A 24,015-nucleotide genomic window follows, 5' to 3' on the forward strand; every position below is an offset into this window, starting at 1 on the left:
CACGGTCGCCAGGAGCAGCAAACCCACCGCCACGATCGTCTTGGCGTTCATTTCCTCTCCATCGCGACGTCTACCTCCGCGCCACCCAGTGCGCCGCCTGCGGGGCGGGGCCGCTGATGTACGAGATCGAGGAGTTGAGGAGCCCCATGATGTACTCGGCGTTGTGGACGCCGCGGCTGCGATCGTACTTGGCGACCAGATAGTTCCAGACCGCGCCGGCGGAGTCCGCCGAGGTTGATACCGTTCGCGGCAGGCCGCTGGTCGCGTCGAGCAGAGAGGCAGTGACCAGCCGGCTCTTCAGGTCGGCCACCAGGAAGTCCACGCTGTCCTGCACCGAGTAGCCGGGGCCGACCTCGTTGAAATCGTTGATCGCGCCGTGACACGGCAGGCAGGCGCCGACGTTCAGGACCTCGGACGGGCCGGACAGCGGCTCGTTCGCGATCGCGCGCATCTCGAAGCTGTGGCCGCCGACCACGTACTGGCTGGTGGCCTTGAAGTGGCACTCGAGACAGCCGTCCATGCCGGCCGAGGTCGTGGCCTCGCGATGCTGGGTGCGGCTGTAAGTCCAGCCGGCGTACTCGTAGCCGTTGCTCCCGAGCAGCATGTCACCCTGGGTGCCGTAGTGCGGGCCCCAGCGGCTGGTCAGGTTCGTGCGGGCGGTGATGTACACGCTGACGTTGCGGCGCGCCTGATGGCAGGCGACGCAGGTGTTCCCGGAGTTCAGATTGAACGTCGTGCCGTTCGCCAGGGTGGCGTTGGTGGTCCAGCGCAGCCGGAAGTCCCCGTTGGTGTGCGGCGCGTGGCAGGTGAAGCAGTGGATCGCGGTCGGGTTCACGATCTCGTCGGGCGGCGTCACGCCAGTGGCCCGCGCGATGAAGCCCTCGCTGGTGTGGCAGCCCTTGCAGGTTCCGTCGTTCTCATGGAGTGTAGACCCGGTCGAGTGCCTCGAGTTCTCCCATTGCTGCTCCGCGTCCACCAGGCGCGTGTCCGCGTCGCTGTGACAGTTGAAGCAGGTCTCCGGTTCCTGCGTCACCTCGGTCAAGTTGATACTTCGCTCGCACCCGGTGAGCGCGATCGTCCAGGCGGCGAGCGCCGCGAGGAGTGAGAATCGTCTGAGCATCGGCATCGCCGTCTCCTCCCTCGTTGGAACCATGGATGGCCCCTTTTATCTCGTCAGGATCACAGGTCGTAACCGAGTTCGACACGAACCACGTTGGCCGTGTAATAGCGAGTGATCAGAATGTAGTCGTCGTAGTTGTAGCAGTTGTACTTCGCATCCAGGTGGTAGCGGCCCACCAACGTCAGGCCCGCCTCCACGAACACGTTCGACTTCTCGATGTCGAGATCCTTGCCCATGTTCAGGTAGGTGACCCCGCCGGCGACGCGAAGGTTCCGGATCCGCCCGATCTCGAGCCGCCCGGTCACGATGTCGCTCTCGGTCTCGAAACCGGCCAGGATGTCCACGTACTCGTCGTTCGCATGGCGGTAGTCCGCCGATGCGGCGCCCCAGTTCGGTAGCTCATAACGGACGAACCCACCGACCACCGTCCCATCCACGGTGACCCCGATGTCAGGCAGCTCGCGCTCGCGCTTGGCGTAGTCGCCGCCGATGGTCAAGGTCTCGTGCCGGTACTCGAGCTTCGCGCGCAGACGCGAGGCCTCGATGTCCTTGAGCAGCGTGAGCTCCTCCTGGTCCTTCTTGACGCGACCGGCGTAGTCCACCAGCGCGCTGAAGCGAGGATCGGGGCGGAGGGTCGCCCCGGCGCGCCAGCTCTGGTAGGTGGTGAGCCTGCGGTCGTCGTCGTTCATCTCGTAGCCATATCCTGCGCTCACGCGGCCGTAGCGGTGGAACCAGGTCGCGTCGACGTCGTTCTGGAACCGATCGGTCATGAGGTCGAGGGCTTGGTCGTCCACGCGGCTCGCGTCGAAGACGTAACGGACCTCGTAGGCATCTCGCGGCTGCAGGACTCCGGTGTACGAGAAGCTGCTGAGCTGGTACTCCAGGCCGCCGTCGGACAGCTCGCGCGTGCCGTAGGAGCCGCGGAACAGGTTGTTCCATCTCTGGTAGAACGGCATCGGCACGTAGAAACGCGCCGCGACGACCTGGCCCTTGCGGTCGGCCGCGCCATTGAGCGCGTCCGAGTAGTCCGACATGCGGAACGACAGGCCTCCGCCACGCCGGCCGGAGCGCACGTCGGCCGTGACCTGACCGGTGATGAACGCGTCGTCGTACTGGCTGCCCAGCACGCTGGCGGTGCCGAGCGGGTAGGCGAGCCGATCACCCTGGCGCGTCTGGTGATTGAAGTCGCCCGTCAGCGAGAGCCATGGGTTCGGGGTGTATTGCAGCCCGCCGTGCCAGTCCTTCCGCTCCGACGTGACGCCGCGCCCGGGGTCGAACACGTAGCGGTTCTGGTCGTAGCCCGCCGTCAGCCTGAACCGGCCCGGCACGCGATACGCGAGATCGCCAGCCCGCGAGCGCAAATTTAGATCGCGTAGGTCGAGCATGAACGAACTGCGCGGATCGAGAGTCCCGGCGAGCTGGATGCGAGCGAGCGCGAACCCGTCCTCCAGGTTGTAGGTCTCCTGCACGGTGGAGAGGTCTCCCACCTCGTCCATATAGACGCCCCCGACCTTCACGGCGCCGCTCAGCGTGGCAGCAGGCGTCGGGGCCGCTGCCAGCATCAGGGCCGCCGCCGCGATCGGGATCGTCGTCCTCTGCGTTCGCATGTCGGTCCCCGTCCTAGTTGTGATGACAGCCCGCGTTGAAGCAACCCTGGGCCTCGAGAGACGGATGCACGAGCAGCCGGTTGTCGTAGGAGCCGTGGATGTCGGTGTGGCAGTCGTTGCAGGGCACTCCCGCGAAAGTCGTTCCGTGATTCGTGTTCGAGAAGTGGCGCGGCACCGAGTGGCACTGGGTGCAGAGCTGGTAGTGCGGCGGCTCGTAGGGCTGCTTCATCATGCGTGGCAGGGACGACCCGTGCGGCTCGTGGCAATTCAAGCAGCCGCCCTCCTCCGTCGAGTGCTCGAGCGTGGCCTGGTGCTCGAAGGGGAACGGCCCGGCGAACTGGCCGTGACAGCTGAAGCACACGGTGTTCTTGCCGTTCAACGACAACTCGCGCGACGTCTGGTCGAGCGTCTTGTGGCAATCGACGCATTGGAGGACGCCCTCCGGCACCGGATGCCGGTAGGGCCGCGCAAACTGTCCCTCCACGCTGGCGTGGCAATCCAGGCACAGCTTGTCCTGGGCCATCTTGAGGAGCGCGGGGTTCTTCGAGTCGTGGACTTTGTGGCACCCACTGCACGAAACGTTGTTCGCCAAATGGACGTTCTTCTCGACCATGTTCTGCTGGTGCGAGTTCTGGTGGCAGGTCGAGCAGATCAGCGCTTCGGCGGAGGCACTCACCTTCGAGGGGTTCGTCATCCGATGCGCCGCGGGATCCTCCTGCCAGTGCAGGCTGTCACCGGCATGGCAGTCGGTGCAGGCCACGACGGCCGCGGCGCCCTCGTGGATCTGCCCCGCCCAGTGGGGGCTTCCCGCCAGTGTCGAGTCCTGCCCCCCGTGACAGTTGAGGCACACCTCACTCGCGCGCACCCGATCCTGAGCTCCGGGTGTGCGCCCCGGGAGGACGGAGAGCACTCCGAGGGCCGCGCAGGTCACCAGGATTAGAGGCAAGTGCCGGAGCGGAATCTCACGTGACATTCTGGCCACCCCCACCGGCGAAACCCGCTCCTGTGCGTGTGCTGCCCATGCCATGGACAGGCGAGGCTTCGAATTGTTCGGGATTGCCGAGGTGGGTGGGCGGAGCCACGCACGCGCACTTCACCGTTCTGTAGTCGAGGGGTCGGGACGTGAGTGCGGCGCTCTCCAAAGCGCTCTCCGAGTGACGCGTGCCTGTATTGACTTCGGAATTCGAGAGGTCTTGACAAGAATAGGACGGGAAACTGAGCCCTTCCGGGCATGGTGTCAAGTGGATGGCGCGCCTGGCTACTCTCTGCCGCCAACGGCACACGCTGCCCTTCCCTTCTCGGTGAGGTGTACCGGGAGAGCGACTCCCAGGATCCCAATGGGATTCTCGTCTCTGGCCCCGACTCGCACTATGGGACCTTTGGCTACCACGGTGGATGTCCGACGCGTAGCACCCTGAACGACTCGCGGCTCGGGCCTTGAGGCTCGCGGCCGGCTTGCCTATCATGCGGCACCGATCGTTCCGCTGGTGCCGCCGTCGCGTCGAATCGACCCCAGGGAGGCCGGATGCCTGAGCATCTCGAGCGCCGTGGGCGGTCCGGGCCCCCCCCGGGCGTCGGCGAGTCCCACCCGACGCGGAGGCGTTTCCTCGACTTGCTCTCGAAGGCGTTCCTCGGGCTGTGGGGCTTGGGTATCGCCGGGGCGATCGGGGCCTACCTCCGTCCGCCTGAGCACGGATCAGGCATGGCCGAGCGCACCGTGCGCGTCGGGCTCCTCGAGGACCTCAAGATCGGCGAGGCCCGGTTGGTGCGCCACGGGATCTCGCCCTTCTACGTGGTGCGGCTCGACGCCACGCGGATCGTCGCGCTCTCGGCGGTGTGCACGCACGTGCGCTGCATCCTGGGATTCGACCGCGAGCGCCGCGCGCTGACCTGTCCGTGCCACGACGGCCGCTTCGACCTCGCGGGCCAGGTGCTCTCGGGTCCCCCGCCGCGTCCTCTGCCATCCTATTCGGTGTCGGTGCGCGCCGGCGAAGTGTTCGTCCAGCTGTGAGCGAAGCCCCGGCCGGCGATTCGACGGGCGGCGGCGCGCGGCCCGGCGGCCCATCAAACGAAGGCGGCGGCTGGGTCGGGTGGCTGGAGCACCGGCTCAATCTCACCGAGATCTTCTCGTTCCTCTCGCATTTCGGGCTGGTCTACACGCCGGTCGACAACACGCGACCGGTGCGAGAAGTGGTGCGCGAGGTGGCGCGGATGCCGGTGCCGGCCTACACGCGCGGACCGCGCCTGCTCGGGCTCCTGACGGTCATCCTGTTCGGCCTCGAGGTGGTGACCGGCGTCCTGCTCACCTATTACTACCGCCCGACTCCGGAAGCGGCGTTCGCAAGCACGCGCGACATCGTGCGCGACCTGCCGCTCGGCTGGCTGGTCCACCAGCTTCACGCCTGGGGCGCCTGGCTACTCGCCATGATCGTGGTCGTGCGTCTGCTGCGCTTCTTCTGGGACGGGCTCTATCGCGCGCCGCGCGAGGTGCTGTGGTGGAGCGCGGTGGCGATGGCGTGGCTGGTCCTCCAGTCCGACTTCACCGGCAAGCTCCTGACCTGGGACTCGCACGCCTACTGGTCGGCGGTGCGCGGCATGGAGGTGGTGTTCGCCCTGCCGGTGGTGGGTTCGATGCTGGCGTTCCTCCTCGGCGGCCAAGTGATCAATGAGAACGTCCTGCTGCGCTTCTACGTGCTGCACCTGCTGGTGCTGCCGACCGCGTTCGCGGTGTTCCTCTACCTCACCTTCGCGACCCTCCGACGGGTGGGCCTGAGCCCGGTGACGGAATCCCGCGCGCGCGGCGCGACCACGTTCCGCGAACATCTCTACGGCATGGCGATCCTGACGGCGCTCATGCTCGGCGTGCTCGCCACCCTTGCGGTGATGGTCCCATTCCGCTTCGGGACGGCGGCGGATCCGTACTCGACGCCGGCCGGCGCGCGACCGCCGTGGTACATGCTGGCGCCCTACGCGATCATCCAATTCGCCCCGGGGCCGACGTGGCTTCTGGGCCTGGCGCTGCTGGCGGTGGCGTTCGGGGTGCTCCTGCTGCCGCTGTGGGCTCCGAGGGACACGGCCAGCCGAAGCATGGGGCGCGCGCGCATAGTGGGAATCGCGGTCCTGGCGGTTTGGGCGGGGCTCAGCATCCTGGGCGCAATTCTGGAGCGGCGATGAGACGGGTAGTCGTTCTCGCCCCCGCGATCGCTGCGCTCGTCGCGCTCGCCGCTTCGTGGCCCGGTCCCGCGCTCGCGCAGCCCGGCGCGACGCCTCCGGCGGCGCAGCCGCCCGCGGCCGCCTCGCGCGCCGCGGGCCGCTGCGGAGTCTGCCACCCGAGCGAGCGCGTCCAGTTCGAGCGCAGCAGTCACGCGCAGGAAGAGGTGCACTGCGTCTCGTGCCATGGCGGCGACGATCGCTCGCTCGAGCAGCGGGTCGCCCACGGCGCGGGGTTCACCGGCCGGCCGCGGCGCGCCGACATCCCGAAGCTGTGCGCCTCGTGCCACGCAGATCAGGAGCGGATGCGGCCGTACAACCTGCCGGTCGACCAGTACGCGCTCTACCAGACCTCGGGTCACGGGCGCCGCCTGGCGCAGGGCGATGCGCGGGTCGCGGTGTGCTCTGACTGCCACGGAGCGCACGACATCCTCCCGCCCACCGACCCGGCCAGCCGCGTGTTCCGGACCAACCTGCCGAAGACCTGCCTCACCTGCCACGGGGACACCACCCGGACGACCCGCGCTCGGGGGAAGGCCGGCGACTCCCGCACCTACCTCACAAGTGTCCACGCGCACGAGCTGTTCGACCGCGGCAATCCGCGCGCGCCCACCTGCGTGAGCTGCCACGGCGTGCACGGTGCAGCACCTGCGGGCGCCGGCGACGTGCACAAGGTGTGCGGCCACTGCCACACCGCCGAGCGGCGCTACTTCTCCGCCGGCCCGCACCTGGACGGAATGGTGAAGGCCGGGCTCCCCGAGTGTGTCTCGTGCCACGGCAATCACGCGATCAAGGCCGCAGAGACCCAGCGGCTCGCCTCGGCCTGCGCGGAATGCCACGGGACGGGTTCGGCGCAGTCGGCGCTGGGCGAGCGCATGTGGACCGACTATAAGGCGGCCGCCTCGCAGATCGAGAAGGCGGCGGCGCTGGTGATGACCGCCGACGCGGTGCCGATCCAGACCGAGGATTATCGGGCGCGCCTCGAAGAGGCACGCACCTACCTGCGCGAGGCGCTGCCCGCCGCGCACGCGGTGCAGGCGCAGACGGTCGCAGGGCTCACCGAGCGGGCGCGAGGAGTGGGCGCCGAGGTGGCCTCCGAGATCTATGGCAAGCTCGGCCACCTGCAGGCACGCAAGGTGGGCCTGGTCGTGTTCTGGTTCTACGTGGCTCTCACGGTGGTGGTTCTCCGCCGTCTCCAGTCGCGTGCCGCGAGGAAGGAGTAGATGCGCCTGCCCGGCCTCGGCCCCGACTCGCGGCTCGCCCGGTGGGTCGGCCGCGCGGGGGGCGGACGACTGACGCCGCGCGGGCTCCGGCTCGCGACGCTGGTTGCCGGACTGGTGCTCGGTTTCGGCCTGATCGCGATGATCTTCATGGTGCAGGCGTCCTCGACGCCCACATTCTGCGGCACCTGCCACATCATGAAGCCCTACTACGAGTCCTGGAAGCATTCGAAGCACAACCAGGTGGCGTGCGTGGATTGCCACATCGCGCCTGGCCTCACCTCCGAAGTACGCAAGAAGTTCGAGGCGGTCTCGATGGTGGCCAAGTACTTCACCGGCACCTACAGCACCAATCCGTGGGCCGAGGTGGACGACGCCGCCTGCCTACGCTGCCACGAGCGGCGGCTGTTGGAGGGCCGCGAGGTCTTCCACGACGTCATGTTCGATCACCGCCCCCACCTGACCGAGAGCCGCCGCGGGCTCAACTTGCGCTGCACCTCGTGCCACTCGCAGATCGTCCAGGGCAGCCACATCTCGGTCACCACCTCGACCTGCGCGCTCTGCCATTTCAAGGGCCAGCCGCCCAATGAAGGCACCGGCCGCTGCCTCACCTGTCACGAGATCCCCGAGCGCGTGGTGAGCAGCGCCGGCGTGGCGTTCGATCACGGCCAGGTCAGGCGGCTCGACATGGACTGCCGCTCGTGCCATGCGGGCGTGGTGCGCGGCGAGGGCAACGTCCCGCGGGAGCGCTGCCTCACCTGCCACAACCAGCCCTCGCGCCTGGCCGAGCTCGGCGATCGCGACCTGCTCCACCGCAAGCACGTGACCGAGCACAAAGTGGACTGCATGAACTGCCACCTGCAGATCGAGCACGGCAGCGTTCCCCCGCCCGGGGCGAGCCAGGCCGCCGCTGGCACCGCAGGCCAGCCGACGGGACAGATGCCTGCGACCCTCTCCGCGGCCCATGCGGGCGCCACGGCCTGCCAGGCCTGTCATGGCTCCGGCCACACCCCGCAGCAGGATCTTTATGCCGGAATCGGTGGGCGCGGAGTGCCGCGCATGCCCGGGCCGATGTACCTGGCGGGCGTCACCTGCGAGGGCTGCCACAACCCCGCGCTCACGCCGGTCGTTGCCTCCAACGAGCTCGCCGGCACCCATTCCACGCGGGCGAGCGGCGTCTCGTGCATGTCGTGCCACGGCCCGGCGTACAAGAAGATCTTCGACGCCTGGCAGCGGGGGCTCGCCTCGCGCATGGGGGCATTGCGCTCGCAGATGGACGCGACCAACGCCGCGATGGGCGTCTCCCCTCCCGCGGCGTGGGAGGACGCCCGCCACAATTTCCTGCTGGTCGAAAAGGGACACGGCATCCACAACGTCAACTTTGCGTACACGCTGCTCGAGAAGGCGCACGACCAGATGAACGAGGCGCGCGTGAGCCGGCGGCTCGGTTCGCTGGAGCGTCCCTGGCCGAGCATCGCGGCGGGCTCGGTCGACTGCCTCACCTGTCACCAGGGGATCGAGCGGCAGAGCGGAGCGTTCGGCTCGCGCACCTTCGCCCATGCGCCGCACGTGGCCACGGCGGCTCTCGACTGCCAGACCTGCCACCGCCCGCACGCCGAGCGCGCGCCCGGCGAGGTGGTCCGCTATGGCGCCAAGGGCTGCGTGCCCTGCCATCACCAGAAGACCCCCGCCGCGGCCGAAACCTGCGGCAAGTGCCACGTTGATGTAACCACCCGCACGGTGACGAGCTTCCGGGGCGAGTTCTCGCACAAGGCGCACATCGATCAGGGTCTCGAGTGCGCGACCTGCCACGAGTCAGGTGCGGTCGACCCGCGGCCGGCGAAGACCGCCTGCGGTCAGTGTCACGAGGGAGGGTAGGCAAGTCTCTGCCGGCCGGGTCAACATGCCTTGGCGCATGTTGACGCCGCTTCAGTCGGGGGAGAGCCCGTGCGCCGTTCGCCCCCCGGGGTTCCGGCATCCGCAGGACGACCCAAGCGGCCCGCGGCCTGCCAATCCGGCAATCGGCGTGACAGCCTGACAGAGCCGCAGGCTCGCCTGCGACGGTCGCGGGGCCGAGACCCAAACGTGTCGGACGCGCGGTCAGGCCAAGCTATTCCCCATGTCGGGCAGGTCCCCAGGTGCCCGCGGCCTGCTTGGTACGGCAAGTGCTTTCCTTCATCGACCCCGCCCAGCGCGGCTCGGGGCCCGGGGTACGTTTCGCACCTTTGGCGTTCGTGGTTCGCGGACGCGGCGAGGTCCGGATGGCGGTCCGAGAGCAGGTCAGGCGACTGGGTCTGGTACTCGCGATCCTCATCGGCGTAGTCGTTCTCCTGCGCTTCGTCGCCATCCCGCGTGCCTACTTCTCCACCCCGCTCCACCGGGCCTCGACCGTCCAGCGCGAGGTCGCCAAGCCGGTCCACTTCGCAGGCATGGCCGCCTGCCGCGAGTGCCACTCCGACGTGTACGAGACCAAGAACGCCGGCTACCATAAAGGGCTCGCCTGCGAGACCTGCCACGGCCCGTCGACAAGGCACGCCGAGGACCCGATGAGCGTCAAGCCGGTGGCGCCCCGGGACCGCACGTTCTGCCCAGTGTGCCACGCTTACGACCGCTCGCGTCCGACCGGGTTCCCGCAGATCAACCCGGCCCTCCACAACGAGGGCCTGCCGTGCATCGCCTGCCACAACGCGCACGACCCGGTGCCGCCCGAGGTGCCGCAGGAGTGCTCGGCATGCCACGCCCAGATCGCGCGCACCAAAGCGGTGTCGCGCCACGCCCCGCTCGCCTGCACCACCTGCCACGAGGCGAGCCAGCAGCACAAAATCACGCCGCGCGCCGCGCTGCCCAGCAAGCCCCAGACGCGCGAGTTCTGCGGCCAGTGCCACGCGGGCGGAGCGGATGGATCCAATGTGCCCCAGGTCGACCTTGCCACCCACGGCTCGCACTACCTGTGCTGGCAGTGCCACTACCCGCACCTGCCCGAGGGGAACCCATGAACAAGCGCCAGTTCCTTAAGGGGATGATCCTCTTCATCGCCGCCGGCCCCGACTTCGCCGCTCTCGCCCGCGCGTCGCACGCGAAGGCGTCGGATAGCACGCGGACTGGCGGCGCGGGTGACCCCACCGACATCGGGCTCGGCGACTACGACCCTTCCGAGCACTGGTACGGCATGGGCATCGAGATCGACAAGTGCATCGGCTGCAATCGCTGCGTCGAGGCGTGCAAGGCCGAGAACGACGTCCCCGACGAGCCCTACTACTTCCGCACCTGGATCGAGCGCTATTCGGTTCTCGCCAACGGCGAGACCGAGGTCGAGTGCATCAGCGTCAACCCCGGCAAGCAGCAGGAGGAGCCGCCCGCCGAGAAGCGGGACGTCGTCCGCACTTTCTTCGTGCCCAAGCTCTGCAACCATTGCGCGCATCCGCCGTGCGTGCAGGTGTGTCCGGTAGGAGCGACCTTCGCGACCCAGGACGGCGTGGTGATCGTGGACCAGGAGCGCTGCCTCGGCTGCCGCTACTGCATCCAAGCCTGCCCGTATGGCGCCCGCTTCCTCAACCCGCGCACCAAGACCGCCGACAAGTGCACGTTCTGCTACCACCGCGTGGTGAAGGGGCTGATGCCGGCGTGCGTCGAAGTGTGCCCCACCGGGGCCCGGGTGTTCGGCGACCTCAAGAGCCGGGCCAGCCGCCTCGTGCGCATGCAGCGGATGAGCAAGATCAGCGTGCTCAAACCCGACCTCAACACCGAGCCCAAGGTCTATTACTCGCAGCTCGATGGAGAAGTCCGATGATCGCCGAAATCCCCCCCGGCCTGTCCGAGATGCTGCGTCAAGTCACCGGCTTCATCTATCCCAACGAGGTCGAGATCCACTGGTCGATCTTGATCGTGGTCTACCCCTACCTCACCGGGCTGGTGGCGGGGGCGTTCATCCTGGCGTCGCTCATGAAGGTGTTCAACGTCGAGGCGGTTCGGCCGACCTACCGGCTGTCACTGCTCACCGCGCTCGCGTTCCTGCTTGTGGCACCGTTCCCGCTGCTCCTCCACCTCGGCCACCCGGAGCGCTCGTTCGAGATCTTCCTCGCCCCGCAGCTTTCCTCCGCGATGGCCATGTTCGGGTTCGTCTACGCCTGGTATCTCATGGGCGTGCTGCTGCTGGAGATCTGGTTCGAGTTCCGCCGCGACCTGATCGTGCTCGCCCAGGGGGAAAGGAGCCCGCTGCGCTGGGTCCACCGGGCTCTGTCGCTGTTCTCCAGCGACATTAGCGACGACGCGGTCGCCTTCGACCACAAGGCGATCAAGATCATCACGCTGATCGGCATCCCGTCCGCGTTCCTGCTCCATGGCTACGTGGGGTTCATCTTCGGTTCGGTGAAGGCGAATCCCTGGTGGGGCAGCGTGCTGATGCCGATCGTGTTCCTCATGTCGGCGATCGTCTCGGGGATCGCGATGGTCATCCTCCTCTATATGATCCTCACCTGGCTCCGCAGAGAGCGCACGGACATGAAGTGCCTGGACACGATCACGTCGTATCTCTTCTACGCGGTGATCGTGGATTTCTCCCTGGAGGCCCTCGACTTCATCCACCGCCTCTACCAGAGCGAGGAGTCTGTCGGGATACTGGGCCAGCTCATCTCGAACAAGCTGTTCGTGAGCCTGTTCGTGATCCAGGTGCTGGTCGGCATGGTGGTCCCGCTCTGCATGCTCATCGCGGCCAAGGCCGCGAAGCTGGGCGAGGGCCGGCGGCGGCTCGTCTACCTGGTGGCCGTGATCCTGATCCAGCTCGGCATCTTCAGCACACGCTGGAACGTGGTGATCGGCGGCCAGCTCTTCTCCAAGAGCTTCCGCGGCCTCATGACCTACAAGATGGAGGTGTTGGGGATCGAGGGGCTCGTCACTGCCCTCGTGCTCCTCATCGCCCCGTTCGTCCTCCTCGCGATCCTGCTATGGGTGCTGCCGGTGCGCAGGCTGGAGGAGCAGGCTTCGCCGGCCTTGTGATGGGCGGGCGCGGCGGCCAGGACGCGCGTCCCGGGCCCGGCCCTCAGACCCCGGTCGCTCGCGACAGGAGGTTCGGACTGCTTCCCGGTCGGTCATAAGATCCGGCACGGACCTGGGCTACGCCAGACTGTCAGGCTCCCGGCCAGCGCGGCAGGCGGTGAAGCTGGGAATGACGGCGGCAGGTGAGGGCGCGCCCGGCGATCATCGATACCCGAAGATCGCTGCGTAGAGAATGAGCACCACCAGCAGAATCCCGATGCCGAGCGCGATGGAGCCGAACACGCGCCAAGCGTGCACCTTCTGGGGCGACGGTGCGGGCTCAAGGCGCTGCTGCAGCTCGCCGCTCTCCAGCAGCTCTTGGTATTCGCGCGGACGGTCTTTCTTGAACTCTTCGAGCGGCACGGTGCCGGTGAAGATGACCGTGTCCATCGGGAACTTCTCGGGGCGGAAGTGGGTGTTGAAGAAGTGCACGGTAAAGATGAAGCCCACCGCGAGCAGCGCTTCGTCGCTATGGATGATGGTCGCCACGTTCAGAAGCCAGCCTGGGATGATGCGCGTGAAGAAAGTGGGGAACCAGAGCAGCAGCCCGGTCGCGCCGATGATGCTGACACCCCAGAAAACCGCGAAGTAGTCGAACTTCTCCCAGTACGTCCAGCGCCCGTACTCGGGCCGCTTCCCACGCCCGAGGAACCACTTCGCCGACTGCCAGAACTCCCTGAGATCGACGCGGCCGGGGAGCATGCCGCTCGGTCCGGTGATGAATCGCCGCCAGGACACCCCGCTCGTTCGCTTGCGGCGCACCATGTCCCAGACGTGGATGCCGAAGTAGCCGAAGGTGATGAGCGCGCACACCCGGTGGATGAACCCCGCGGCCTCGAATCCTCCGAGCAGCCGCGCCAGCCACCAGGCCCAGGTCATGTACGAGAACTTGAGCGTCATGCCGGTCAGCGCGAGCCCGAGGAAGCTCACGATCACCGCCAGGTGGAGGTTGCGGTAGAGCGTCGGGAAGCGCCGTACGTGGACCGCCGACTCCGTGGCGTGCGTGCGCTTCAGTTCGCGCCGGTAGCGCAGCGACCGCGGCAGCCAGGCCAGGGTATGGACCCCGGCCACCAAGAAGGTGCCGACCAGGAGCCCGGTCATGCCCCAGAAGGTCCAGAACAGCGCCGGATACCGCTTGGGGTCGTGGTGCGTGGCGTGCGTCAGGTAGCCCGCGAAGCGCCGGTTCGAACCCGGATGGCAGCGGTTGCAGGTGGCGACGATGTTGGCGCGACTCAGGTGGGACTTCGGTTCCCACGGCGGCAGGATGTCGTGGGCACCGTGACAGTCGTAGCATTTCGCGGTCTTGAGGTAGCCAAGCTTCGAGACCTTGCCGTGATAGGTGTCGAAGTAGGTCCTGGCCAAGTCCTGATGGCACTGTCCGCACTGGCTCATGATCTCGAGCCGAAAGTCCTGGCGATCGGTGCGCTCGATGCTGTGCGCGCTATGGCAGTCGGCGCACCCGGGCAGCCGCTCCTTCGACTTGGAGACGGCGGGCGAGTGAATGCTGGTCACGAACTGCTCGTAGATGCCGCGGTGGCACTGGGCGCAGGTCCGCGCCACGTTGGCGGGGTGGACGGTGGACGCGGGGTCGCTCTTGGGAAGCTCGCCGTGCGCGGTGTGGCAGTCCACGCAGGTCGCGGTGACCACCAGCCCGCTCTTCAGGAGCCCCTTGCCGTGGATGCTCTCGACGTAGTGCTCGACGATCTCCTTCTGCCCGCCCTGGTAGCGGACCGCCGCCTTCTGCCCGGCGCGATGGCATTGACCGCACAGCTCCGGCACGTTGCGCGCGTAGGTCGGCGAGTGGGTCTGCAGATGGCCCTGCACGCCATGAGTGCCGTGACACTCGGCACAGTCGGGAGCGTCCGGGCTCCCCTTCGCGGTCAGCATCCCATGAGTGCTGCGCCGCCAGGTGTCCACCTGGTCGGCGTGGCACACCGAGCAGTCGACCTTGGCGATCACCGTTCGGCACGGGCGCTGCTCGGATGCGGTGACCCCGGTGTGACACTGGGCGCAGGCGACTCGGGCGTGCCGCGAGTCGGCTAGCTCGCCGGCTCGGACGTGCATCGACCGCCCGTCCGCGGCGCGCAGACCCGGGCGCTCATGGCAGGAGAGGCAGTCCTGGTCGGCCATCCCCTGGGTGTAGAACACGCGGCGTGCGCGATGCGGCTGGTGGCAGTCCACGCACGCCGGGATCACGTGCGCCTGTTTCTCCCACAGCTCGCCCCGCACCACCTTGCGGTGCACCTCCTCGATCCGGACGTGACACTGCGTGCAGGTCTTGGCCACGTTCTGGCGCGCGATGCTCGAGCGTGGGTCGGTATGCGGCAGCACCTGATGGGCCGTGTGGCACGACGTGCACACGGCCGTCACCAACAGCCCCTTGCGGTACAACCCCTCGCCGTGAATGGACTCCGAGTAGTTGGCCAGGATGGAGTCCTGCGGGATGTTGTACTTGATCTGGACCGGCGAGCCTTCGTGGTGGCAGCGCCCGCACAGCAACGGGATGCTGACGACGTGGGTCGGCGAACGCGGTTCGCGTGCCCTCATCACGTCGTGCCCGCCGTGGCAGCTCTTGCACGAGGGCGCGAGCTTCTCCCCGCGGGCCGCCGCCCGGCCGTGGATGCTCTCGGCGTACTGGCCGTGCTCCGCAGCGTGGCAGTTGCCGCATTCGACCTTGGCCAGTTTCGGCGCGTGCGGGAATTCCTTGCCGTGGAGATCCTGGTGGCAGGAGGTGCACGCGAGCCCTGCGTGGGGCGAGCTCCGGAGGGCGGCAGCGTTGTAGTTGGGCGGCTCGTCGGGGACGCGCCTGCCGGTCGAGGGCCCCGGCTGGTGGCACATCCCGCACTCTTCCGAGTCCGGGGGGCCGGCCGCGGGCGGCGGCGCACTCGCCGGCGCGCTCCAGGCGTACACGGCGAGCGCGATGGTCGCAATGACGAGGAGCGACGCCAGGCCGTGACGCACCCTCACGCCGCCCCTGCTCACCCCGCCGCCCACGTTCTCACCGCCTCTGTGCGGGGGACCGCTCGCCGGGCATGCGGCCCAGGCGGACTACTTGGCTGCCGCGACTGTGTGCACCCCGCGTTTGGAGTACTCGGCGAAGTCGAATTTCGGACTGGTCGCGGGAGTGTGGCACTGCTTGCACATGTTGGCGGTCACGGCCCGGTTGATGGTCTTCTTCTTCTCGGCCGCCGGGGCAGTCACATGCAGACTGCCGGGCCCGTGGCACCCCTCGCAGGTCACGTTGACGACGTTGGCCGCCTTGGCGGTGTCGGCCTGCGGGTAGCCACCCGCGAGCTGGAAGCCGGTGACGTGGCAGCTCACGCAGCCCTCGGTGGTCGCCGGCGAGCCTTTGATCTCGACCTTCAGCGCGGTGGCCATCTCGGCCGCCTTCTCGGGCGTCGTTTTCTTGAGGCCTGCCCAGGCTTTGGCGTGCGCGGTCGTGGCCCACGCCTTGTGCTGCTTGACGTGACACATCTTGCATTTGTTGACGCCCACGTATTGCGCGGCCTTGGCCGCGGCCGCCACCGCCTTCGCGTTATCCGCCTTGAACGCCGCGCCCGCCTCGTTCAGGGCAGCCCCCCCGGCGACGTTCGTGTGGCACGACGCGCAGGCGGCCGCCTTCTGCTGGCGCGCCGTCTCGGGATAGGCCCACAGCTTCGTGGCCTGAGTGGCCACGGCGATCCCCAGAACGACCAGGAGCAGCCTCATCCATATCTTCGAGCGGTTCACCGCACCACCCTCCTCGTTCGTTTCCACCGCAGCCGAGCGCGCGATGGAGCCCGTCACCCATGGGAAAGGGCAAACAACGAGCCGCAGTCTGACCCACCGCTCCGGCCGGTGCAAGCCATTGATACGTATCGCGAGAGATTCAGTCCCGTGATTTCAAGCCGACCACGCGACACCTGCCAATGTGCGCCATGCCTGCCATATTGGCTGGCGACGGGTTCTCTACGCCCTCCACCCTTGACAGCCATGCGCCTACTTCAACTCCGCCAGTCCGTAGAGCCGCTCGACGTTCGGAAGTGGATGATGCCCTCGGGGCAATTCGTCACGCAGTGCGCGCAACCGGTGCACGCGGTCGCCGGATCTTCGAAGCGCAGGCGGAAGCCGCTGCGCGCGTAATCGGCGGTGCGGTTGTCACGCGACAGCTGGGGGATGCGCCGCTTGACGAGCATGGCGAGAAACGAATCGACCATTTCTTGCCGGTCGAACCCACCGATCGCCAGCACCAGCGCCACGTAGGTGGAGACGTTGCCGATCGGGTGCTTCAGGTGGCGCGTGCCGATGTCGTCGCCGGGAACGGTGAACACGCGCCCGGTGAGCCGGTAGTGCCGCGCGCAGTCCTCGGGGCTGCGCCGGGTGTTCAGCACGAACGTGCCGCCCCTCGGCACTCCCTGCGCGAAGTCCACCGAGCGGCCGGCCGACTCGTCCATGAGCAACGCGATCGTGGGTCGAGTCACCTCGCACGCCACGTCGATCGCGCGGCGGCTCATGCGCAGGAAGGAGCGAATGTTGGCGCCGCGCCGCGCCGAGCTGAAGAACGGCCACTCCTGCACGTGCAGGCTCGAATCGCGCAGCGCCAGTGCCGCCAGGCTCTGGAACGCCAGCACCCCCCGCCGGCCTTGCCGTCGCCGCGCATCTCGAGCACCGAGTCGTGCAGTGCCACGCCCGGTTCGAGCACCATCATGGCCGGCTCACTTTCGCCACAGGATCGCGTGACCCGGACACTCTGTCATCACCTTCTGCAATTCTGTCAGGTGAGACTCGTCCAGGTCGGCGTTGTAGACCTCCGCGACCTCCTCGTCTTCGACCTTCCGGAAGACCCCCGGCATGGCCTTGATGCAGTCGTTGCATTCGGTGCAAAGGTCCGGGTCTACGTAGAAATCAGGGACTTTGGCCATCTCGACTCTCCCTTTGGAAACTGCCTCCGCAGATGGAGCCACTTCCTCACCACCACCATTTCCCCTCGCATAAGTTATGCAGGGAGGCTTGGGCATCGTGTCTGTTCCCCGGGGGCGGCGCGAGGGCGGTAGCCGTTCATCTCCCCGGCAGGAGGCGACCTACGCCATGCCGGGCCGGTTCCGCGATCTGCGGGTTCTGTCTCCCGATGCTCCCGCGCCGGGGTTCAGCCGCCGGCGTTTCCTCGCTGGCCTCGGGGTGATTGCGGCTGGCGCGCTGTGCGGGCCCTTCCTCTCGCGCGTGCGTATCGGTCCGATCACCAGCGTCGAGGTGGAGCGTCGCGGCCTCGGCACCTGGATCCGCATCATCGCTCGCGACGACGATCCCGCGATGGCCGAGCGCGCCGTCGCCCGTGCTTACGCGGCGATCGATCTCGTGGATCGGCAGATGAGCGTGCACCGCGTCGACAGCCAGCTTTCCAGAGTCAACCGCGCGGCCGGCATCGAAGCGATCGCCGTGGACGATGCGGTGCTCGAGGTGGTCACTCGTGCGCGCGGGCGCGCCGAGCGCGCCGGGGGCGTCTACGACCCGACCGTGCTGCCGCTCATGCGCCTGTACGGATTCTATGGCGCGACGCGCGAGCGCTGCCCTGGCAGCCGTGAGATCGGGCGGACCCTCGACGCGGTCGGCTGGCGGCACGTGCTCGTCGACCGTGCCGCGGGCACACTCGGGCTCGCGCGCCGCGGCGCCGGCCTCGACCTGGGTTCGATCGGCAAGGGCTGGGCGGTGGACCAGGCGGTGGCGGCCCTCCGCGCCGAGGGCATTACCTCGGGCCTGGTCGACGTGGGGCGCAACGTCTACGGCCTGGGCACACCGGGCGGGCGCACGGAGGGCTGGCCGGTGGGCGCCGTTCACCCGGTGAGCGGAGCCATCGATCGAGTCTTCACGTTGCGCGATCAGGCGGTCGCCACCAGCGGCAACACCGAGCAGCACCACCTCGTGGGTGGCGTGCGGGTCGGCCACCTGCTCGACGCGCGGCGTGGGCGGCCGGCCAACGGCCCGCTCAGCGCCACGGTTCTCGCGCGCTCCGGCACCGATGCCGACGGGACCTCGACGGTTGCTTTCCTGCTGGGCGCAGAAGCCGTCCGCGCCTGGCCCGAGCCACTTGCCGTGCACGTGATCGGCTGAGCGCCATGCCCACCACCGTCCTCCGCGAGCTCCACACCTTCGGCCGGGGCGGCATTCACCCGGACCCGCACAAACAGGCCACTTCGTGGCGTCCGATCGAGTCGCCGCCGCCGGCGGCGGAGGTGCGGCTGCCGCTCCTCCAGCACATCGGCGCCGCCGCCGAGCCGCTGGTCAAGAAGGGCGATCGCGTGCGGCGCGGGCAGAAGATCGCCGAGGCGGTGGACTCCGGTGCCCCGCTCCATGCCACCATCTCGGGCAAGGTCAAGCCGATCGAGAAGCACCCCCACCCGACGCTCGCGATGGCGCCGGCGATCGTCATCGCTCGCACCGACGATGCCGAGGCGGAGCTGGAGTTCCCCGAGGACTCCGACTGGCGCACCTGCCCGCCGATGGAATCCCTCGCCCGCATCCGCGAGGCCGGGATCGTTGGGCTCGGGGGGGCGGCGTTCCCGACCTGGCGCAAGCTCACCCTCCCGCCCGGCACGAAGGTGGACACGCTGATCGCCAACGGGGCCGAATGCGAGCCCTACCTGACCGCCGACCTTCGCGTGATGGTGGAACACGCGGGTGAAGTGGTGGAGGGCGCGTTGCTCATGGCGCGCATCGTCGGCGCCGCGCGCGTGCTGTTCGGGGTCGAGGCCGACAAGCCCCTCGCGATCCAGGCAATCCAGCAGGCGCTCGTTGAACGGAGGAGCGAAATCCCCGCCCGTGTGGTCCCCTGCGAGACGCGCTACCCGCAGGGCGCAGAGCGCCAGTTGGTGGCGGCGGTGACTGGACGCATCGTGCCGTCCCGGGGGCTGCCGACCGCGGTGGGGGTACTGGTGCAGAACGTGGCGACGGCGGTCGCGGTGCACGACGCGGTGCGGTTCCGTCGGCCGCTGCTCGACCGCGTGCTGACCGTCACCGGGCCTGGAGTCGTCACCCCGCGCAACCTGCGGGTGCCAATCGGCACGCTGCTCGGCGAAGTACTGGCCTCATGCGGCGGAATGACGGAGGGCGCCAACCGGATCGTGGCGGGCGGGCCGATGATGGGCCGCACGCTGCCGCGTCTCGACGTGCCGGTCACGAAGGGCATGAACGGGCTGGTGGTGCTCGAAGGACGCGGCCCGCTCATCGACGGCTACGGTCCGTGCATCCATTGCGGGCGCTGCCTGGAAGCCTGCCCGATGGGCCTGGAGCCCGACCAGGTGTCGGTGCGCGTCGAAGCCGGCCGCTCCCTCGAAACGGCACCCTTCGGCGCTCACGAATGCTACGAGTGCGGCTGCTGCACCTACGTCTGTCCGGCGGACCGGCCGCTCGTGCAGTTCATGCAGGTGGCCAAGTCGGCGCTGCGGCGTGTCGCGGGGCACGGAGTCTGACATGAATCTCCCGCCCGAAAACGCGCCGCCGGTGGGTGGGGAGCAGGCGGCAGCACGCCCGCGCACACTCGTGCTGGCCCCCGGCCCCCACCTGCACACCACCGAGAGCACCGCCAGCATCATGTGGTGGGTGAACGGCTCGCTCGCTCCACTCGCGGTGTGGGGCGCCTTCGTGTTCGGGTGGAATGCGGTGGCAGTGATGGCGGCCTCGATCGCGGGCTCCGTGGCCGCCGAATGGGGAGCCCTGCGGCTGCTTCGCCGCCGCGCGACGGTGGCCGACGGCAGCGCGGTGTGTACCGGGCTCCTCCTCTCCCTCACCCTGCCACCGCTGGTCCCGCCGTGGCAGGCGTTGCTGGGCGGCGCGTTCGCGATCCTGGTCGGCAAGATGATCTTCGGCGGCCTGGGCTACAACCTGTTCAACCCGGCGCTGGTGGGGCGCGCCTTCATGACGGCGAGCTTCCCGCTGGCGATGTCTGCGGGGTGGGCCGCCCCGCGGCCCTGGTTCGACGCTCAGGTCGCCGCGGTGACCAGCGCCACGCCGCTCGCGGCGCTCAGGGAGCAGGGCGTTGCCGCCGCCGTCCACCTGGTCCCGGGCAACACCTGGGCGGGACTCGCACTTGGCTTCCGTCCCGGCTCGATCGGCGAGGTCTCCATCGTGCTGATCGCCTTCGGCGCTGCATTGCTGGTTGCGCGCGGGATCATCCGCCTCACCATCCCCTTGAGCGTGATCGCGGGCGCCGGGATCGCCACCGCCTTCAGCGGAGCAGCGCTGCTCCACATGATGAGCGGCGGGCTGTGGCTGGGCGCCTTCTTCATGGCCACCGACTACGTCACCTCCCCCACCACGCGTGGTGGTCAGATCGCATTCGGGCTCTCGATCGGGCTGCTGACCGGGATCATCCGCTTGTACGGCGGGTACCCCGAGGGAATCTGTTACGCGATCCTGCTCGCCAACGCACTGGTGCCCGCGTTCAATCTGTGGTTCCCGCCCCGGCGGGTCGTCCTTGCGGGGGCGCCGTCGTGAACGGGAACCGGAACGAGGTGATGCGGATCGCCGGGACCATGACCGTCGTGTGCGCGATCGCCGGCGCCGTGCTGGGCGCGGCGTTCGTCGCCACCCACCGCTACCGCGAGGTCGCCGAACGTCGCGCCGAACGCCACGCGATCCTCGACCTGCTGCAGCTCGACACGTCGGCCACCGTTCTCGAGATCCGGCAGTTCCTCTCGCCCAGTCGAGGCGAGGTGATCTACCGGACGGCGCCGCTGGGCGGCGCCACGCGGCGCGAGATCGTGTTTGGCCTCGACGGGCGGCTGGTCGCGGCCGGCTCGGTGGCGGCATCGGCCGGCGCTCGCAGGGAGCACGACGACCGGGACTCGCGCGATCTGGTTCCCCTCGGTCGCATGTTCGCCGCTTCCCGGCGCGATATTCCCGCCGGCTTCGTGGTCGAGGGCGAATCACGCGGTTACAAGAACCGGATCCGGTTCTTCGTGGCGCTCACGTCCGGTTTCGACGTCGCCGGCGTCCGGGTGGTGGAGCATGAGGAGGATCCCGGGCTCGGCGCCGAGATCGCCACCCCCGCCTTCCAAGGCCAGTACGTGGGACGTGCCGGCGCGAACCTCGAGGCGCTCACGGTGACGAAGGACCCGATGCCCGAGGACTGGCGCGCGGCGCTCGCCACTTTCGGCCGCACGCCCGCCGCCGCGTGGGGCGAACGCCACGCTGCGCTCGTCGCGCGCGAACGGGCAAAGCCGATCTACGCCGTGACCGGTGCGACGATCTCGAGCCGGGCGCTGACCGATGGTGTGCGCGAGACCGTCGACCACTTTCGACGGCGCTGGGAGTTGCTCGCGCCACAGTTGGAGGGCTCGTCATGAGCGCGGCACTCCATCCCGGCCCGGCGCCGCGGGCGCGGGAGCTGATCCTGAACGGCATCTTCGGCCAGAACCCGGTGTTCCGGCTGGCCCTGAGTCTGTGTCCGGCGGTGGCGGTGACGACCACGCTGATGAACGGCGTGCTGCTCGGAGTGGCGGTGCTGCTGGTGCAGGTGCTCTCGAGCCTGACCGTGACGCTCACGCGCCGATGGATCCACGCCCGGGTGCGGATCCCGATCTACACCATCATCATCGCCGTCTGGGTGAGCATCATCGACATGTTGCTGGCGGCGTTCACGCCGGCGCTCTACGCCCAGGTCGGGCTCTACGTGAAGCTGATCGTCGCCTTCGCGATCATCATCTCGCGCCTCGAGGTGTTCGCGTCGCGCCAGCCCCTGGTGCCTTCGTTCTTCGACGGGTTGGGCATGGGTCTCGGATTCCTGCTCGCGTTGGTGGTGATCGGCGCCATGCGCGAGCTGCTGGGCAGCGGGGCGATCGCGGGGGTGCAGCTCACCCCCGGCAAGCCGCTGCTGTTCTTCGCGCTGCCGGCCGGCGGGTTCTTCTCGATCGCGCTGCTCATGGCGCTCTTCAACCGCATCGAGCGCCACTTGAGCGGCGCCCGGCCGCGGCCGGCCACGGAGGGCCCCCATGGCTAGGGAGGGACGCAGCTTGTTCGCCGAGGTGGGGCATCCCATGCCGTGGGCCGCCGTGGCGCTCGCGGCCGCGGTGTTGCTCGGCATCCTCTTCGGCTTCCCGCGGCAGGCGCACGGCGGCTCGGTCATGCCGCGCATCGTCAGCGCTCGCGTCTCCTCGCCCGACCAGGTGCAGCTGCGTCTCTCGGGTCCCCTCTCCCGCACCGACGCGAGTAACTTTCGCTTCACCCATGCCCGCGCTCCGGACATCGCGCTCCCGGTGCGTGACGTGCGGCTGTTGCCGGGGAACCGCGTGGTGCTGACCATCGGGCGTTCATTGCGTTCCGCCGAGAGCTACCGGCTCGAGATTCGGGAACCGCCGCTCGCCCGCGCGGTGACGCCGTCGACCTGGACGCTCCTGTTCAGCGTCCTGCTCTCCTCGGCGCTCATCAACAACTTCGTGTTCACCCGCTACCTCGGGCTCTGCATCTTCTTCGGCATCACCCGCAAGCGCGACGCCGCGGTCGGCATGGGCATCACGTTCACGATCGTCATGGTGACGACCGGCATGGTCTCGTGGCTGCTGTACATGTTCGTGCTGCGGCCGCTCCAGCTCTCGTTCCTCCAGATCCTGGTGTTCATCGGGGTGGTCGCGTTCCTGGTCCAGATGCTCGACACGGTGCTCAAGAAGACCCATGCCGGGCTGCACAAGAAGTTCGGCATCTACCTGATGCTCATCACGACCAACTGCATCATCCTCGCGGTCCCGTTGCTCAACGCCGCCGCCGACGCCGGGCCACTCGAGTCGTTCGCGCTGGCGATGGGGTCGGGCCTCGGCTTCGCGCTTGCGCTGTTCCTGATGTCCTGCGCCCGGGAGAAGATGGAGCTGGCGCGCGTCCCCGCCAGCTTCGAAGGCCTGCCGATCGCGTTCGCCCTGGCGGGTCTCTTCGCGCTCGCCTTCATGGGCTTCTCCGGGCTGGACTTCTTCCGGTAGCGCCATGGAAACTCCCGCACTCGGCATCGCGCTCTGGGGCCTGGCGGTCTTCACGTTGCTGGGAGTGGTGTTTGGCTTCGCCCTGGCGGCGGCGGCGGTGCGCTTCCACGTGCCGAGCAACCCGCTGGTGGACCGCGTGCGCGACGTGCTGCCGGCAGCCAACTGCGGCGCGTGTGGATTCGCGGGATGCCAGGTCTACGCGGAGGCGGTGGTGCAGCGGCCGGAGGTCTCGCCGAGCCTGTGCGCGCCGGGGCGGCGTCCGGTCGCGGAGCGGGTCGCCTCTCTCACCCACAAGGAGGTGGGCACCGTGGCCGATCGGGTGGTCGTGCTGCGCTGCCACGGACTCACCGCCTACGCGCGCGACGAGGCCGAGTATGCCGGGATCGCCACCTGTGCCGCGGCGTCGCTGGTGTTCGCCGGACCCAAGGCGTGCAAGAACGGCTGCCTCGGGCTCGGCGACTGCGTGCGGGTGTGCCCGTTCGACGCGCTCCACCTGGGCGCCGCCGGCATCGTCGAGGTGGATGAGGTGAAGTGCACCGGCTGCGGGCTGTGCGTCCCGGCCTGCCCCAAGGACTTGCTCCAGCTCTACCCGCGCGCACACCGCATCGAGCTGGCGTGCGTCGCGCGCGACAAGCAATCGGTGGTGCGCGCCGCTTGCCTCGTGGGCTGCACGCTATGCCGCAAGTGCGTCGCGAAGTGTCCCGCCGGCGCCATCACCTGGGATGGCCGCACCATCCTGATCGATCACGAGAAGTGCCTCGCCTACGGACCCTCGTGCGCTGAGGTGTGCGTCGATGTCTGTCCGAGCGTCATCCTGCATCGCAGGGGACAGGTCCCCCGGCCCGAGTCGGCCGCGATCGCGGTCCCCGTGGAGGTCTGAA

Annotated in this window: 21 protein-coding genes; 14 read left to right on the forward strand and 7 right to left on the reverse strand. The window is 68.6% G+C overall.

Annotation, left to right across the window (positions count from 1 at the left end; translation table 11 throughout):
• Positions 1-70: 70 nt before the first annotated feature.
• Genes VFQ05_05390 through VFQ05_05400 form a run of 3 tightly spaced genes read right to left on the reverse strand, consistent with a single transcriptional unit; the run spans position 71 to position 3,700 of the window.
• Positions 71-1,120 carry a hypothetical protein gene (locus VFQ05_05390; GenBank protein HET9326189.1) on the reverse strand — a complete coding sequence of 350 codons (1,050 nt, stop codon included), beginning with the start codon at positions 1,118-1,120 and terminating at the stop codon, positions 71-73.
• Between the two features lie 59 nt (positions 1,121-1,179).
• Complete coding sequence (locus tag VFQ05_05395) at positions 1,180-2,727, reverse strand: hypothetical protein (protein ID HET9326190.1); 1,548 nt, start codon at positions 2,725-2,727, stop codon at positions 1,180-1,182.
• A 13-nt stretch (positions 2,728-2,740) separates the two neighbouring features.
• A complete protein-coding gene (locus VFQ05_05400) occupies positions 2,741-3,700 on the reverse strand; it encodes a cytochrome c3 family protein (protein ID HET9326191.1) in 960 nt (319 codons plus the stop codon).
• A gap of 552 nt (positions 3,701-4,252) precedes the next feature.
• Between VFQ05_05400 and VFQ05_05405 the strand changes: the two genes are divergently transcribed.
• From VFQ05_05405 to nrfD, 7 genes are all read left to right on the forward strand, one after another.
• Entirely contained in the window at positions 4,253-4,738 is a 486-nt protein-coding gene (locus VFQ05_05405) for a Rieske (2Fe-2S) protein (protein HET9326192.1), read from the forward strand.
• The gene (locus VFQ05_05410; protein ID HET9326193.1) at positions 4,735-5,901 is read left to right on the forward strand and encodes a cytochrome b N-terminal domain-containing protein; all 1,167 of its coding nucleotides are present in this window, start codon (positions 4,735-4,737) and stop codon (positions 5,899-5,901) included. Before VFQ05_05405 ends, VFQ05_05410 begins: the two co-directional genes overlap by 4 nt.
• Positions 5,898-7,160 (forward strand): hypothetical protein, encoded by a 1,263-nt coding sequence (locus VFQ05_05415; GenBank protein ID HET9326194.1) that lies wholly within the window; start codon positions 5,898-5,900, stop codon positions 7,158-7,160. The genes VFQ05_05410 and VFQ05_05415 overlap by 4 nt, the downstream gene beginning before the upstream one ends.
• A complete protein-coding gene (locus VFQ05_05420) occupies positions 7,161-9,035 on the forward strand; it encodes a cytochrome c3 family protein (GenBank protein ID HET9326195.1) in 1,875 nt (624 codons plus the stop codon).
• Between the two features lie 383 nt (positions 9,036-9,418).
• Positions 9,419-10,153, forward strand: coding sequence for a hypothetical protein (locus VFQ05_05425; GenBank protein ID HET9326196.1), 735 nt, complete (start codon positions 9,419-9,421; stop codon positions 10,151-10,153).
• Positions 10,150-10,947, forward strand: a complete 798-nt coding sequence (locus tag VFQ05_05430) for a 4Fe-4S dicluster domain-containing protein (protein HET9326197.1) — start codon at positions 10,150-10,152, stop codon at positions 10,945-10,947. Before VFQ05_05425 ends, VFQ05_05430 begins: the two co-directional genes overlap by 4 nt.
• Positions 10,944-12,152 carry an NrfD/PsrC family molybdoenzyme membrane anchor subunit gene (gene nrfD / locus VFQ05_05435; protein HET9326198.1) on the forward strand — a complete coding sequence of 403 codons (1,209 nt, stop codon included), beginning with the start codon at positions 10,944-10,946 and terminating at the stop codon, positions 12,150-12,152. Before VFQ05_05430 ends, nrfD begins: the two co-directional genes overlap by 4 nt.
• Positions 12,153-12,353: 201 nt before the next feature.
• On the opposite strand, the gene VFQ05_05440 is transcribed toward nrfD, so the two are convergent.
• From VFQ05_05440 to VFQ05_05455, 4 genes are all read right to left on the reverse strand, one after another.
• Positions 12,354-15,158 (reverse strand): cytochrome c3 family protein, encoded by a 2,805-nt coding sequence (locus VFQ05_05440; GenBank protein ID HET9326199.1) that lies wholly within the window; start codon positions 15,156-15,158, stop codon positions 12,354-12,356.
• A gap of 81 nt (positions 15,159-15,239) precedes the next feature.
• Positions 15,240-15,920: a cytochrome c family protein gene (locus VFQ05_05445; protein ID HET9326200.1), complete on the reverse strand. Its 681-nt coding sequence runs from the start codon at positions 15,918-15,920 to the stop codon at positions 15,240-15,242.
• A 254-nt stretch (positions 15,921-16,174) separates the two neighbouring features.
• Entirely contained in the window at positions 16,175-16,801 is a 627-nt protein-coding gene (locus tag VFQ05_05450) for a 2-oxoacid:acceptor oxidoreductase family protein (protein ID HET9326201.1), read from the reverse strand.
• A gap of 84 nt (positions 16,802-16,885) precedes the next feature.
• Positions 16,886-17,188: a ferredoxin gene (locus VFQ05_05455; GenBank protein HET9326202.1), complete on the reverse strand. Its 303-nt coding sequence runs from the start codon at positions 17,186-17,188 to the stop codon at positions 16,886-16,888.
• Positions 17,189-17,258: 70 nt separating this feature from the next.
• Here VFQ05_05455 and VFQ05_05460 point away from each other — a divergent pair, with 70 nt between their 5' ends.
• Genes VFQ05_05460 through VFQ05_05490 form a run of 7 tightly spaced genes read left to right on the forward strand, consistent with a single transcriptional unit; the run spans position 17,259 to position 24,014 of the window.
• Positions 17,259-18,278, forward strand: coding sequence for an FAD:protein FMN transferase (locus VFQ05_05460; protein HET9326203.1), 1,020 nt, complete (start codon positions 17,259-17,261; stop codon positions 18,276-18,278).
• A gap of 5 nt (positions 18,279-18,283) precedes the next feature.
• On the forward strand, positions 18,284-19,636 hold the full coding sequence (rsxC, locus tag VFQ05_05465; GenBank protein ID HET9326204.1) for an electron transport complex subunit RsxC: 1,353 nt from the start codon (positions 18,284-18,286) through the stop codon (positions 19,634-19,636).
• Position 19,637: 1 nt separating this feature from the next.
• The gene (locus VFQ05_05470) at positions 19,638-20,660 is read left to right on the forward strand and encodes an RnfABCDGE type electron transport complex subunit D (protein HET9326205.1); all 1,023 of its coding nucleotides are present in this window, start codon (positions 19,638-19,640) and stop codon (positions 20,658-20,660) included.
• 47 nt (positions 20,661-20,707) lie between these two features.
• Complete coding sequence (locus VFQ05_05475; protein ID HET9326206.1) at positions 20,708-21,511, forward strand: FMN-binding protein; 804 nt, start codon at positions 20,708-20,710, stop codon at positions 21,509-21,511.
• Positions 21,508-22,164 carry an electron transport complex subunit RsxE gene (gene rsxE, locus VFQ05_05480; protein ID HET9326207.1) on the forward strand — a complete coding sequence of 219 codons (657 nt, stop codon included), beginning with the start codon at positions 21,508-21,510 and terminating at the stop codon, positions 22,162-22,164. Before VFQ05_05475 ends, rsxE begins: the two co-directional genes overlap by 4 nt.
• Positions 22,157-23,134: an Rnf-Nqr domain containing protein gene (locus tag VFQ05_05485; protein HET9326208.1), complete on the forward strand. Its 978-nt coding sequence runs from the start codon at positions 22,157-22,159 to the stop codon at positions 23,132-23,134. Before rsxE ends, VFQ05_05485 begins: the two co-directional genes overlap by 8 nt.
• A gap of 4 nt (positions 23,135-23,138) precedes the next feature.
• Positions 23,139-24,014 (forward strand): Fe-S cluster domain-containing protein, encoded by an 876-nt coding sequence (locus tag VFQ05_05490; GenBank protein HET9326209.1) that lies wholly within the window; start codon positions 23,139-23,141, stop codon positions 24,012-24,014.
• The last annotated feature ends 1 nt before the right edge of the window (position 24,015 follow it).

The sequence above is a fragment of the Candidatus Eisenbacteria bacterium genome (assembly GCA_035712145.1).
Classification (GTDB): Bacteria; Eisenbacteria; RBG-16-71-46; order RBG-16-71-46; family RBG-16-71-46; genus DASTBI01.

Coding starts and splice junctions, on each gene's coding strand:
- VFQ05_05490 (HET9326209.1), top strand. CDS start 23,139: ATGGAAACTCCCGCACTCGGCATCGCGCTCTGGGGCCTGGCGGTCTTC.
- VFQ05_05455 (HET9326202.1), bottom strand. CDS start 17,188: ATGCCCAAGCCTCCCTGCATAACTTATGCGAGGGGAAATGGTGGTGGT.
- VFQ05_05405 (HET9326192.1), top strand. CDS start 4,253: ATGCCTGAGCATCTCGAGCGCCGTGGGCGGTCCGGGCCCCCCCCGGGC.
- nrfD (HET9326198.1), top strand. CDS start 10,944: ATGATCGCCGAAATCCCCCCCGGCCTGTCCGAGATGCTGCGTCAAGTC.
- VFQ05_05420 (HET9326195.1), top strand. CDS start 7,161: ATGCGCCTGCCCGGCCTCGGCCCCGACTCGCGGCTCGCCCGGTGGGTC.
- rsxE (HET9326207.1), top strand. CDS start 21,508: ATGAGCGCGGCACTCCATCCCGGCCCGGCGCCGCGGGCGCGGGAGCTG.
- VFQ05_05415 (HET9326194.1), top strand. CDS start 5,898: ATGAGACGGGTAGTCGTTCTCGCCCCCGCGATCGCTGCGCTCGTCGCG.
- VFQ05_05400 (HET9326191.1), bottom strand. CDS start 3,700: ATGTCACGTGAGATTCCGCTCCGGCACTTGCCTCTAATCCTGGTGACC.
- rsxC (HET9326204.1), top strand. CDS start 18,284: ATGCCCACCACCGTCCTCCGCGAGCTCCACACCTTCGGCCGGGGCGGC.
- VFQ05_05425 (HET9326196.1), top strand. CDS start 9,419: ATGGCGGTCCGAGAGCAGGTCAGGCGACTGGGTCTGGTACTCGCGATC.
- VFQ05_05390 (HET9326189.1), bottom strand. CDS start 1,120: ATGCTCAGACGATTCTCACTCCTCGCGGCGCTCGCCGCCTGGACGATC.
- VFQ05_05470 (HET9326205.1), top strand. CDS start 19,638: ATGAATCTCCCGCCCGAAAACGCGCCGCCGGTGGGTGGGGAGCAGGCG.
- VFQ05_05395 (HET9326190.1), bottom strand. CDS start 2,727: ATGCGAACGCAGAGGACGACGATCCCGATCGCGGCGGCGGCCCTGATG.
- VFQ05_05430 (HET9326197.1), top strand. CDS start 10,150: ATGAACAAGCGCCAGTTCCTTAAGGGGATGATCCTCTTCATCGCCGCC.
- VFQ05_05460 (HET9326203.1), top strand. CDS start 17,259: ATGCCGGGCCGGTTCCGCGATCTGCGGGTTCTGTCTCCCGATGCTCCC.
- VFQ05_05485 (HET9326208.1), top strand. CDS start 22,157: ATGGCTAGGGAGGGACGCAGCTTGTTCGCCGAGGTGGGGCATCCCATG.